Here is an 11,989-nt window from a genome sequence, read left to right on the forward strand (position 1 = left end):
CGAGGCCCTGCAAGCGGGCATCGATGGCGGCGGCCAAGCCCACCGGCCCTGCGCCAATCACGATCAAAGGTTTGCGCAACGGCGGCGTGGCCATCAGGTCGGCGGGCGACTTGTAGGGATAAATCGGGTTGATGTAGGCACCCATGAACGGTCTCCGATCTCTTCAAAAGCACCCTCTGGTGCAACAACCGATAATTTACTATAGATAAATAGATTTACCTATTCGTAATTTTAAACAAAGTTGTAAACCGACGACTTCGCCCCGACAAGTGCCTGCGCCAAACCACCAACGTCAGAGCTGAAGCTGTCGACCTACACACATACCGCATCCCCGTAGGTCGGCGGCTTCAGCCCCGACAAGTGCCTGCGCCAAACCACCAACGTCGGAGCTGAAGCTGTCGACCTACACATACCAACTCACCGCAGGTCCGTGGACTGCAGACCGCCACCCACAGCACAAGTTCAGCGCGCCACACACGCAGCCGTTGCGTTGCGGCTATGCTTGGCAACTTGTCTTTTGTATGACAAGTCATGAGCCACCACTTCACCCCCGTCACCAGCGGCGCCCGATTGTCTGACCAAGTGGGCGAACAACTCGCCGCCGAAATTCGCCAAGGACGCCTTTTGCCCGGCGACAAACTGCCCACCGAGGCGCGCCTGGTCGAGCAGTTTGCCGTCAGCCGCACCGTCGTGCGAGAAGCCGTCTCGCGCCTGAAATCCTTGGGTCTGGTCGAATCACGTCAGGGCAGCGGCGTGTTTGTCAGCCAACAGCAACCCTTTGCACCGCTCAATTTTGAAGCCCGCCACGCCGCCTCGAAAGACGCCGTGGTGCAAATGGTCGAGGTGCGTCGCGCCCTGGAAGCCGAGGTTGCAGCACTGGCCGCACAAAGGCGCAGCGAAAGCGACCTGCACGCCATTCGTCAAGCCGCCAAGGCTTTGGACACAGCCGTCAAAGAAGGCGGCAATGGGGTGGCCGAAGACGTGAAATTTCACCGCGCCATTGCCGACGCGGCATGCAACCCGTTTTTGATCCAGACCCTCGAATACCTCGGACAGTTCTTGCACGGGGCCACGCAAGTCACACGCGCCAATGAAGCGCGCCGCGTGGACTTTGCCGCCGAAGTGCAAACCGAACACCAAGCCATCTTGCAAGCCGTCGAAGCAGGCAATCCCAGCGCCGCCCGCCAAGCCGCCGCCGCCCACATGGGCAATGCCATCGTGCGCATCCAGCAAGCCGACCCGACGTTCTGGCAACAAGAAGGCGAACGCCTGGCGCAACCGCTGATCAAGGGTCTGCGCAAATAAGCGCTTCGTGCATGCGTGTGGGTGCCCCATCGGGCAAACGTCGGACTCTTCGAGTACCGACCTACGAAGAGATGGCCCCCAGGGTTCCCTGTAGGTCGGTGGTCGAAGACCCCGACATGAGCTTGTGACGAAGACGCTTACTCGGCCTTGATGTTGGCCGCTTTGACCACTGCCGCATAGCGCGTCAGGTCTCGCGCCATATCGCGGCCAAATTTTTCAGGGCCGCAGGGGCTGGCGGTGATGCCCAAGGTGTTCAGGCGCTCGCGCACTGCCGGGTCTTTCAGCACGGCGTTCAGTTCGGTGTTGAGCTTGTCCACAATGGCCCGGGGCGTTTTGGCCGGGGCCAGCAAACCGACCCAGGAGTTGATGACGAAATCGGTCACGCCCGCTTCGATGAAGGTGGGCACATCGGGCATGGACGGGGCGCGTTGTGCGCTGGACACGGCCACCGCATGCAGCTTGCCCGCCTTGACGTGCTGGATCGCCCCCACCACGGCGGTGTAGACCAGCGGGATGGTGCCGCCCAGCAAGTCGGTCATGGCCTGGCCACCGCCTTTGTAGGGGATGTGTGTCAGGTTGGGACCTGTGCGCTGCTTGAGCAATTCACCCGCAATGTGCGGCGTGCCGCCCTTGCCGGAGGTGCCATAGGACAGGCCACCTGATTGGGTCTTGGACAGGGCGATCACTTGTTACAGTGTTTTGGCCGGCACACCGGGATGCGACACCAGAATCAAAATCGCGTCGCCAATCTTGCCGATGGGGGCAAAGTCTTTGGCGGTGTCAAAACCCACTTTGGGAAACACATGCGGGTTGAGCACCATCGTGCCGTCAAAACCCAAGAGCAAGGTGTAGCCATCGGGCTCGGCCGTGGTCACCATTTGTGTGCCGATGTTGCCCGAGGCACCGGGCTTGTTGTCCACGATCACCTGCTGGCCCAAGCGTTTGGACAGCTGCTCGGCGATCAGTCGGCCACTGGTGTCGGTGACCCCTCCCGTGGCAAAGGGCACGACCAGGCGGATCGGTTGACTGGTGTAAGTCGATTGCGCAGAGGCTGTGCCTGCGCCCAGCGCCAGGCAGGCGGTCACGCTGGTGGTCAGCAGGGTTTTCAGCCATTGGCGGCGGGGTGCAGCGTTCATTCTGGACATACAGATCTCCTGATGAATGGGGCCAAGTCAGCCTATCGCCAGCAGGGCTGGCTCCTACAAGGGCCGTGAATTGGGGGGTCAGCCCATCGCCAGCAGGGCTGGCTCCTACATAGGCCGTGGCTTGGGGGGGGGGCAGCAGCGATTGACGGACAAGGATTTGTTGTAGGAGCTTGCCCTGCAAGCGATGGTTTATGGGCCGCATCGGGTCGTGCTTCGCGCCGAGCTTATTCGGTTTCGGCGTAGCGTTTTTCAAACGCCCACACGTCTTCAAAACCCATGAGCTTGGTCAAATCGGCAAAGTCATACAAAGCCGTCTGGCCAGCGGCCGACGAGCCCGTGTCCTTGAACTGCTGGTACACCTGCGTCATGGACTGCACACTGGCCAAAAGCGCCGTCACCGGAAAAATCGCGATCTTGTAGCCCAGCGCCTCCAACTCGGGGCGGGTCAGCCCCGGCGTGTGGCCGCACTTCTTGGGAAACTCCTGGTCCTCCAGCTGAATCGCGCAGGCCCCTGCGGCCTCATAGCCACGCACGGTGTGGCGCATGTTGAGCAAGCCGCCATAGCCCGTATCGCCATCGGCCATCAAGGGCGTGCGCGCCATGCCCGCCATCGCCGTCACGCGGCCCACCATGTCGCTGTAAGTGGCCAGCCCCGCGTCGGGCAAACGCATGTGCGACGCCACCGTGCCGTAGCCCGTCATGTACAGCGCATCAAAACCAAAGCTGTCGGCCAGACGCAAAGACACCGTGTCAAAAACGCCCGGCACCACCACCAGACCCGGTTGATCCAAACGTGCGCGCAAGGCAGAGGTTTTTGTGTTCATGAAGGCACGGCTTTCCAAAAGGATGTTCAAATCTGCGGCTCAATTGCCTCCATTCAGCAGAAGAAAATTCCATGGACCTGCACCTCAGCGACAAACATGTGTTGATCACCGGCGGCAGCAAAGGCATTGGCCTGGCCTGTGCCCACGCCTTCTTGCAAGAGGGCGCCAAAGTGAGCCTGGTCTCGCGAGAAAGCGCCAACCTGAACGCCGCACGCGCCCAGCTGCAAGCCACCTTCCCCGCCGAGCGCATCCACACCGTGGCCGCCAATTTGCGCGACGCACTGGCCGCGCTCGCTGCCCTTGATTCGGCCGAAGCCGCATTCGGCCCCGTCGACGTGCTGGTCAATTCGGCCGGCGCTGCCAAACGCACCCCTGCCCCCGAGCTGACCCCCGAAGCTTGGGCCGACGCCATGCAGGCCAAGTACTTCACCTACATCCACATGATGAACCCCAGCATCCAGCGCATGGCCGCACGCGGCCAAGGCACGGTGGTCAACGTGGTCGGCAACGGCGGCAAAGTGGCCAGCCCCATCCACCTTCCCGGCGGCGCGGCCAATGCTGCCTTGATGCTGGCCAGCGCAGGCCTGGCCGCTGCCTACGGCCCGCAAGGCATCCGCGTCAACGCCATCAACCCCGGCCTCACGCGCACCGACCGCCTGAAAGAAGGCATGGCCGCTGATGCCCGCAACCAAGGCATCAGCCCCGAAGAAGCCATGAGCCAGGCCGTTGCCAAAATCCCCTTGGGCCGCATGGCCGAGCCCGAAGAAATCGCCCACGCCGTGCTCTTTTTGGCCTCATCCAAAGCCAGCTACGTCACCGGCATTTGCATGAGCATGGATGGCGCGCTCAACCCCATCGTGGTCTGAGCCCAGCCCAACAGCGGGGCCGGGTGCCAGCCTGGTCGCGCGGCGATGGCTGGTGCTCTACGAGGAACTATCGCGGCGATGGCGCCGCGCCGACAAGGAGGAATCCATGCATACATTTTTGAGCCCCATCAACAGCAAACGCCTGTTCTGCATCGCCCGCCAATGCGCAAGCGTGGGGCTGCTGAGTTGGACACTCAGCGCCGTGGCCACACCCGCGCAGGTGCCTGCGCTGCAAACCGTGCCCTCGGTCGACGTGCCACGGTACATGGGCACCTGGCACGAAATTGCCAAATACCCGAACTGGTTTCAAAACAAATGCGTCAGCAGCACACAAGCCACCTACAGCCTGCAAGCCGATGGGCGGGTGCAAGTGCTCAACCGCTGCAAAACCGACAAGGGCGAATGGAGCGAGGCGCTGGGTGCGGCCCGGCAAATGGGTGGGCCCACTTCGCCTCGGCTCAAGGTGCGCTTTGCCCCCGAGTGGCTGTCCTTCTTGCCGATGGTCTGGGGTGACTACTGGATCATTGAGCTCGACCCCGACTACCAATGGGTGGTGGTGAGCGAGCCCCAACGCGAGTATTTGTGGATCTTGTCGCGCACACCGCAAATGCCTGCCGCCACCTACCAAGCCCTGCTGGCCAAATTGCAGGACCGGGGCTTCGACCTGAAACGGATCGCGCCCAGTCTGCCTTGAGGAAATTTCGCTAAAACATGTCGGGGCTAAACCCACCGACCAACGACAGTCAGTTCCCGTAGGACGGCAGCTTCAGCGCCGACGCTGACTGGCTTGGCGCAGGTCAATATCAGTGCACCGCTTCGGTTTCTCGCACCGCGCTGACCGGCACCCCGGCTTGCAGGCGTTGTGCGGCGTCCGCGAAGTTGTGCGCTGCTTGGGCCAGGTCGTCAGCGTCCAAAGTGGCAGGTTTGAAGACCGGGCTGCAAGGCACCTTTTGACCGAGTGCTTGGTAAAAGACAGCCGCCAGGTGGGCCGATGCGCCATACACACTGCGCACTTGACCGGCCACCATCACACGCAAGGTGTAACCGTACTTGCCCTTGACGCACTCGGCCTGGGTGATGTCCTTCAAAGCGAAGGTGTGCACTTCTGTGCCCGTGTCGTGCTCTGAAATCAGCAAGTTCTGCTCGGTCAACAACCACAGGCCACGACCGGCCAGCACCACACGGCCCAAGACATAAGCCAGGACCCGTTCATCGGGCTGGATGTGAGCGCGCAGTTGGTCCACATCGGATTGTTTGAGCAAACTGTCACCGTAGGGATTGCAGCCCTCGATCAAGAGTTCGCTCAGTTCATTGCCATTTTTCAAAAAGTCCAGCCAAGCCATAGGTGTCTCCTCAACAACACGCCATGTTCGTTCATGAGCGAGTTTGCGTTGCCCACAGCCCAGAAATAGGCACTGATACAGCAAGGTTAATGCGCCGACCTCGCACAGTTGCGGGGCACTGACTTCGATTTAGACAGGACTGCTTGGATCACAGGGTAGATGTCGGGGCTAAAGCCACCGACCTACGGGGTGACTGGATGCAAACCTTTCAGTCTCCAACATGCCGGCTCCACATTCACGCAGACAGCGTGGTCAATCGCCTCAAACCTCATGGCACCTGAATCGACTCCAGGTACTTCAACAAAGACACGATCCGGTTACGCGCTGACCACTCGGCGGTGTTGGACGAATCGCCGGGCTGCCCCATGGCGCGGGCCTTGAATTCGTTGCCCCAAACCGGCATTTCGCGCGAACCATGCGGCCCTCCATCGCCCGACCACCGGCCGTCGATCACCTCCCACATCAGGTCTTGCGGAAACTTGCCCCCGTTGCGTTGGGCAATCGTGGTCAAGTCAGATGGGCGCTTGAGCAAAAAGGACTGCACCGGGCCATCGCCCTTGCCTGACACGCCATGACAGCTGGCGCAGTTGTCCTTGAAATCAGCGCGCCCCAATGCCACAGATGTTTGCCCCCAAGACGAGGACGTGACCGCCAAAATGCTGGCGATCAATGCTTGACTCATGGGTGGATGTTTCATGCTTTTCTCCAGTGGTTGAAAAGCCCATCATCGAAAGAACATCCTGCATGCGCTGTGCGTCAACTCGCACAATTTGAGCAAGGACGACCGGCAACAACTGAGCGTGTAAGCGCACACAGATGTGCGGGACCTCAACCGCAGACCAAATGGCTTGGCGTCGCTTTGTCAGGGGCCGACCACCTGAGTTTTTTTCAGGCCGAGACCAAGGTGTCATACAGGTCTTTGGAGGTGACGCCGCCCGATGGCGCGCTGGCCTGGATGATGCGGGCCAACAAAGCCGTGCTCATGGCGCCAGACAATTCTTGCAATTGGTGTTGCTCCATGATGTCTGTCAGGCCCTCGGAGATCTCTTGTTCATTTTGGTAAGTGATGGTGTTCATTTTGTATTTCAAAGTTGGGGTTGGGTTGGTAAGTGCGCAAATACTCCGTCATTGCGAGCCAAGCGTGGCAATCCAGCTACTCAACTCGTGCTGACGTCGGTGCTTGAGCAAGCGACACCGCTGGATTGCCGGGTCCAGCAGGTCGGCACTTGAAGAGGCCTGGTTTATTTGCTCTTGCAGAACTTCGTCCACATGCTGCGCAGGGCTTTTTCCATGTCGCGGGTGTAGGTGTCGACGTTCCAGGCGGGCAAGGCCAACTGGCGGTCACGCAGGCCCTGTTTGAGCTTGAGCAAGGCCTTTCGGTCTTTGGCCATGCGGGCGGCGATTTGCACATACTCGGCATCGTCTTTGGCCACCCACTCGGGCAAGGCTGCGGCGCGCATGAAGCTGGCGCCCATGCGCGAGACAAAATTGTTGCCTTCCTTGACCACCACTGGCACGCCCATCCACATGGCTTGCAGCGTGGTGGTGCCACCGTTGTAGGGCACGGGGTCCAAGGCGATGTCCACATCGGCGTACTCGGCCATCATGTCGGTCAGGCCGACCGGGCCACGGAACTCCAGGCGTGCGGGATCGACGCCTTCTTTTTCCAGACGTTCACGGAAGACCTTGATGGCCGACTCGTCCTTGAAGCTGGGCGCCTTGAGCAGCAAGCGCGAATCGGGCACCGCCTTGAGCACCTGCGCCCACAGCTTGAGCGTGTGCGGCGTGAGCTTGGGCACATTGTTGAACGAGCCGAACGTCAAGGGACGCTTGGCGTGTTCCTCGGTGTAAGTCGGGAATGGGTAATTGGCTTCTGGCGCATAGCAGAACACCGTGTTGGGCAGGCGCATGACCTGCTCGGTGCACAAGGCTTCGGCGCCCTGCGGCACCACCACCGAATCGGCCAGCATCCAGTCGATGTTGGGCACGCCGGTCGAGCCGGGATAGCCCAAAAACGTGGCCTGCACAGGCGCAGTGCGCTGCGCCAACATGCCCACGCGCTGCAAAGACGTGTGGCCTGCCAGGTCCATCAAAATGTCAATGCCATCGGCCTCAATGCGGCGCACTATCTGCACCTCGCTCAAGTTGGCACAAGCGACCCAATGGTCCACACGCTTGCGCGCCAACTGCGTCTGGTCATCATGCGAGACACCTGTGTGGTAAATCGTCACTTCAAACTGCGACTTGTCCAAGCGCGCCAACACCGGCTGCATGAAAATATTCACCGGATGTTGGTGGTGGAAATCGCCACTGACCAGACCCAACTTCAAACGCTTTTTAGGATCACGCTCATTTTTGAAACTGCTGGCTGCGCGTGCGCCCTCGCCCAACGGTGCAAACAATTCGCGGTGCAACTGGGCCACTTCCTCGGCCGTCATCGCATCGCTGTACAAAGAACTCATCGCCGCACTCGAACGCATGGCTGAACGCGGGCCTTCTTCTTCGGACAACTCTTTGTACAAGCGCATGGCCGTGTCCGCATCACCCAGGCGACCGGCCACCGAAGCGCGCATCGACTTGGCGCCCGGCTGCGGCGCAATCGCCTCGGCCTTGGCCAGGGCTTCCATGGCCTCTTCCATCATCCAGCTCTCGGCATACGAGTGCGCCAAATTCCAATACGCCGGGGCGCTGTTCGGGTGCAATTCCACATTGCGCTTGAGCACCTCTTGTGCCTCCACCCACAAATTGTTCTGAAACGACTGCGCCGCCAAACGCGACAACACCGCCTCGGACGTGGCCACCGAAGCGCGCTCAAACGCGCGGTGTGCTTCGGCGTGCAAACCCAGACGCATCAAGATCTCGCCCAAGTCAATCTGCACATCGGCGCGCTCGTTCACATCGGGCTCGGGCTTTTCGATGCGCATCATGCCCAGCGTCTGGCGCAGCGACTCCAAGGCCCGGGACGTATCGCCACGCTCGAGCCGATAGCGAGACATCAGGCGGTGCACCTGACGAATGCCGCCGGGCTTTTCTGAGGCCAGCGGCAATGCACGGTGGTAATGCAAAGCAGCCTCTTCAAATCGCCCCGCATCTTCCAGCTCACGCGCCAACGACAACAAGCCTTCCCAACGGTCTGGCGCAGCCAACACCGCACGCTGATAACTGATCAAGGCCTGCTCAGGAATGCCCAGCTGACGGCACAAGTGCCCCGCTTCCAGCCAAGCCGTGAAATGCTTCGGATTGCCCTTGAGGATTTGTGCAAACAATTCACGCGCCTGCTTGGGATCGTTCATGCGCACCGCGCAGCGCGCCAATTGCAAAGCCGCAGGCTCCATCGTCGGGTCACGCTGCAAAGCCTCTTCAAATGCCTTGCGTGCATCCACCAGATTGCCCGTGTCCATCAACGCATTGCCCAGATTGAAAAACACCGCACCCGGTGCCCCGCTCATACCCGCCGCCTGCTTATAGAACACCAAGGCCTCTTGCACCTTGCCTTCGCGGCGCAGCTGCACACCTTGGTCAACCAAAGCGCTGATCTCTTTCGGGATCACATCCGTCACTTCTTGCATCTCTTGCGTCATCTCATTCACTCCTTGATTCATGGTTTGTTCAATCCTTGAAAATCTTCGCGGCCCGCATCACAAACAGGCCATCCACTGCACCAAGTTCTCCTTGGGCAAAAACACATGGTCGCGGGCGCGATCATTGGGCACCACCTGCAGCTCGGCACTCAGCCAGGGCGCCTGCGGCTTCATGACAAAGTGCACATAGTCAAAACGCTGCACCAAGCCCTGCCAAAACCGCACATCCGTGCCCTCCAAAATCTCGCACACCAATGCTGGGCGCCAATGGTGCAATACCTGCATCGCACCGGTCAACACCTCCGACTCGGCCGTCTCCACATCAATCTTCATGAGCAGCGGCTGACCGGGCGCCAAGCCCTGCGTCAGGCTGGGCATCAAGTCATCCAACTTGCGCACGGGCACCGGCCGCTGGCCCGAATGCTGAGTGCGAAACTTCGGATTCAAAGAAGCCGATGTCTCCACCAGCCCGTGCTCGGTCGTGGGCATGAACAACAAGCCCTCACCCGCCTGCGCGCCCAAGGCCACCTGATGCAGCGTCACGCGCCGGGACAACTCCGAAATCGCCACATTGGCCTGCAAAACCTCGACGATTTCCGTCACCGGCTCAAACGCATGCACATGCTTCGCACCACAAGCGGCGGCCATCAAACTGTAAAAACCCGTGTTCGCCCCGATGTCGATCATCAAAGGCTGTAAGCCATGGCACCAACGCGCCACCAAATCGGGCAAAGGCGCCTCATACGCCTGCCAGCCATCGCGCTGCATCTGCTGGGCCACCTGATCGCGGCCACCGCACGAATCCATCCAAAAGCGCACATCTGCCCCGGCAGACACCACCGGACTGGTCACATCCGCCTGAATCAAATGGTTAATTCGCATGCACTGCTCCTTCAGGCTGGGGCAACATGAAATCCCGGCACTGATCACCCAGCACATGACGCCAAGCCAGCTCCAGCTCCTGTTCAAAACGCGACTCGGTGAAATGCGACACCGTCGCCTGCCCATTGAGCACCCGCATCTGCGCCTCATCGGCAGGCAACTCCAGGGCCTTGGCCACCGCATGGGCAAAACCCTCCAGATCGCCATCAGCCACCCAAAAACCGTTGTCCGGCGTGGCGTATTCCTGCCCACCTTGACCGTCAAAACCGCACACCAAAGAACCTGCAGCCATGGCCTCCAGCGGCGGCAAACCCAAGCCCTCGTACTGGCTCAAACTGGCAAACACCTGCGACTCGCCCAGCACCTGCGCCACCTGCGGGCGCGCCATATTGCTGATCTCCACCCATGGCACATCGGCCAAATGCGGGTACAGATTGGCAAACACCTGCTTGATCAGCATCGCGTCCACCGGGCGCTTGCGCGGCATGAACGCCACCTGGCGCTTCTTGTCCTTGCCCGCCATCTGCGAAAAAACTGGCAAGACAAAAGGCCGCACCACCTGCCAATCCAATTGGGTGCCCAAACGCCCCAGCATCTGCGCTGTGAAGCGGCTGCAACACAGCCCCCCCGCCAGGCCATAGGCATTGAGCGCCGGCATCGCGCCAAAGCTCTGGAACGTGTAATACGGGTTCTGGTTGTGCATCACCTTGCGACAAGGCATGGCCGCAAACTTTTCCCAGGATGCAGGCGGCGTGATCTCGGGCAACACCAACACATCGTCAGGCTGAAACACCATCGACTCGCCCATCTGCACCATCGGCACCGCATAAGGGCGGCTGGGCACCGCGACTTTGGAGCCGTCATCGAGCAGCGCAAAAGCCCGCCACCCCTTGCGTCGCAAAGTGGCCACATGCTGAAAATTCACCAACTCGCCTCCGGCAGCCACCGGCAAACGACAGGCGTAATAAATAGAAGGCTTCATCTTGGAAACCCCGCACTCGAAATCATGGTCATTCACATCCCTTCATACCAAGTCATCACCTCGCAAAACGCCACAACCTTGTCTTTTTTGTCCATAAATTGACATAAAACGCAAAATTGCATGAAATTTCAGAAAATGAAATTAATTGGCTTTTTGGTGATTAAATTAATTTGATGCTGAAGATATCGACAAAGATGCCAAGTAAAAACCCCCAATTGGGTAATTGAATGGGAAGTTTTTGAACCATCAACGATCTGGGGGTGATCGGGCAGATGTCGGACTCTTCGCGTGCTGACCTACGAACAGCTGACCTACGGGGTCTTTGCGGATTTTTTGTGACGGTTTTGGGTTTGTTAGTGGATTGGCGGGTGTTTACAAATTAAAACAATAGAAATTGCTATTGAAGGTTATTTTTAGGAATCTTGATGGATACTTAAGGCGTCAATCGCGAAAGTTGTTATGGATTCGATCCGATGAAGTCTGAGCCGTGTGTTGCCCGTTGGGAGGATTTTGTAGGAGCTTGCCAGCCAAGCGAAAAGCCTGTGGTCCACATGTGTCTGATCGCCAGCAGGGCTAGCTCCCACAAGGTGCAGGATCGGCCCGATGAAGTCTGAGCCGTGTGTTGCCCGTTGGGAGGATTTTGTAGGAGCTTGCCCTGCAAGCGAAAGCCTGTGGTCCACATGTGTCTGATCGCCAGCAGGGCTAGCTCCCACAAGGTGCAGGATCGGCCCGATGAAGTCTGAGCCGTGTGTTGCCCGTTGGGAAGATTTTGTGGGAGCTTGTCAGCCAAGCGAAAAGCCTGTGGTCCACATGTGTCTGATCGCCAGCAGGGCTAGCGTCCACAAGGTGCAAGATGGAAGTCACCCTGCAAACTTCACAGGGCCGGATCAATAGAAGGTATTTTTAGGTTGATGGGATGGGGCGGGTGAATGGGCATGGTGTGAAGGCTCAATGTCGGGGCTAAAGCCACCGACCTGCAAGGGGCAGGGCGGTGGCGGGGTAAAAAAAACCCGCCACGGTGGGCGGGCTTTGGAAAGGTCCGTGCGGGGGCACGGGGGCCT

At 59.6% G+C, this 11,989-nt stretch carries 10 protein-coding genes and 1 pseudogene; 3 read left to right on the plus strand and 8 right to left on the minus strand.

Features of this window, described 5'->3' with window-relative positions:
- Window positions 1-531 precede the first annotated feature (531 nt).
- On the plus strand, window positions 532-1,305 hold the full coding sequence (locus AMM33_RS10020) for a FadR/GntR family transcriptional regulator (protein WP_053173462.1): 774 nt from the start codon (window positions 532-534) through the stop codon (window positions 1,303-1,305).
- A gap of 137 nt (window positions 1,306-1,442) precedes the next feature.
- Here the strand turns inward: AMM33_RS10020 and AMM33_RS10025 are convergent.
- Window positions 1,443-2,441, minus strand: a pseudogene (locus tag AMM33_RS10025) (Bug family tripartite tricarboxylate transporter substrate binding protein).
- 233 nt (window positions 2,442-2,674) lie between these two features.
- Window positions 2,675-3,274, minus strand: coding sequence for an isocitrate lyase/PEP mutase family protein (locus AMM33_RS10030; RefSeq protein ID WP_090141294.1), 600 nt, complete (start codon window positions 3,272-3,274; stop codon window positions 2,675-2,677).
- 71 nt (window positions 3,275-3,345) lie between these two features.
- Here AMM33_RS10030 and AMM33_RS10035 point away from each other — a divergent pair, with 71 nt between their 5' ends.
- Together AMM33_RS10035 and AMM33_RS10040 are read left to right on the plus strand one after the other, a co-directional pair.
- Window positions 3,346-4,140, plus strand: a complete 795-nt coding sequence (locus AMM33_RS10035) for an SDR family oxidoreductase (RefSeq protein WP_090140933.1) — start codon at window positions 3,346-3,348, stop codon at window positions 4,138-4,140.
- Between the two features lie 106 nt (window positions 4,141-4,246).
- Entirely contained in the window at window positions 4,247-4,834 is a 588-nt protein-coding gene (locus tag AMM33_RS10040; RefSeq protein ID WP_090141295.1) for a lipocalin family protein, read from the plus strand.
- 109 nt (window positions 4,835-4,943) lie between these two features.
- Here the strand turns inward: AMM33_RS10040 and AMM33_RS10045 are convergent, their stop codons facing one another.
- The 6 genes from AMM33_RS10045 to AMM33_RS10070 all read right to left on the minus strand — a co-directional run bounded on the left by AMM33_RS10045 (window position 4,944) and on the right by AMM33_RS10070 (window position 10,928).
- Window positions 4,944-5,483, minus strand: a complete 540-nt coding sequence (locus AMM33_RS10045) for a hypothetical protein (protein ID WP_090140935.1) — start codon at window positions 5,481-5,483, stop codon at window positions 4,944-4,946.
- A gap of 268 nt (window positions 5,484-5,751) precedes the next feature.
- Entirely contained in the window at window positions 5,752-6,180 is a 429-nt protein-coding gene (locus AMM33_RS10050) for a c-type cytochrome (protein ID WP_090140937.1), read from the minus strand.
- A 191-nt stretch (window positions 6,181-6,371) separates the two neighbouring features.
- Complete coding sequence (locus AMM33_RS10055) at window positions 6,372-6,560, minus strand: hypothetical protein (protein ID WP_090140939.1); 189 nt, start codon at window positions 6,558-6,560, stop codon at window positions 6,372-6,374.
- A gap of 164 nt (window positions 6,561-6,724) precedes the next feature.
- Complete coding sequence (locus AMM33_RS10060) at window positions 6,725-9,085, minus strand: tetratricopeptide repeat protein (protein ID WP_090140942.1); 2,361 nt, start codon at window positions 9,083-9,085, stop codon at window positions 6,725-6,727.
- 36 nt (window positions 9,086-9,121) lie between these two features.
- A complete protein-coding gene (locus AMM33_RS10065; protein WP_194945368.1) occupies window positions 9,122-9,946 on the minus strand; it encodes an FkbM family methyltransferase in 825 nt (274 codons plus the stop codon).
- On the minus strand, window positions 9,936-10,928 hold the full coding sequence (locus tag AMM33_RS10070) for a glycosyltransferase (RefSeq protein WP_194945369.1): 993 nt from the start codon (window positions 10,926-10,928) through the stop codon (window positions 9,936-9,938). The genes AMM33_RS10065 and AMM33_RS10070 overlap by 11 nt, the downstream gene beginning before the upstream one ends.
- Window positions 10,929-11,989 lie beyond the last annotated feature (1,061 nt).

It is taken from the genome of Limnohabitans sp. DM1 (assembly GCF_001269385.1).
Lineage (GTDB): Bacteria > Pseudomonadota > Gammaproteobacteria > Burkholderiales > Burkholderiaceae_C > Limnohabitans_A.

Coding starts and splice junctions, on each gene's coding strand:
- AMM33_RS10020 (WP_053173462.1), top strand. CDS start 532: ATGAGCCACCACTTCACCCCCGTCACCAGCGGCGCCCGATTGTCTGAC.
- AMM33_RS10030 (WP_090141294.1), bottom strand. CDS start 3,274: ATGAACACAAAAACCTCTGCCTTGCGCGCACGTTTGGATCAACCGGGT.
- AMM33_RS10035 (WP_090140933.1), top strand. CDS start 3,346: ATGGACCTGCACCTCAGCGACAAACATGTGTTGATCACCGGCGGCAGC.
- AMM33_RS10040 (WP_090141295.1), top strand. CDS start 4,247: ATGCATACATTTTTGAGCCCCATCAACAGCAAACGCCTGTTCTGCATC.
- AMM33_RS10045 (WP_090140935.1), bottom strand. CDS start 5,483: ATGGCTTGGCTGGACTTTTTGAAAAATGGCAATGAACTGAGCGAACTC.
- AMM33_RS10050 (WP_090140937.1), bottom strand. CDS start 6,180: ATGAAACATCCACCCATGAGTCAAGCATTGATCGCCAGCATTTTGGCG.
- AMM33_RS10055 (WP_090140939.1), bottom strand. CDS start 6,560: ATGAACACCATCACTTACCAAAATGAACAAGAGATCTCCGAGGGCCTG.
- AMM33_RS10060 (WP_090140942.1), bottom strand. CDS start 9,085: ATGAATCAAGGAGTGAATGAGATGACGCAAGAGATGCAAGAAGTGACG.
- AMM33_RS10065 (WP_194945368.1), bottom strand. CDS start 9,946: ATGCGAATTAACCATTTGATTCAGGCGGATGTGACCAGTCCGGTGGTG.
- AMM33_RS10070 (WP_194945369.1), bottom strand. CDS start 10,928: ATGAAGCCTTCTATTTATTACGCCTGTCGTTTGCCGGTGGCTGCCGGA.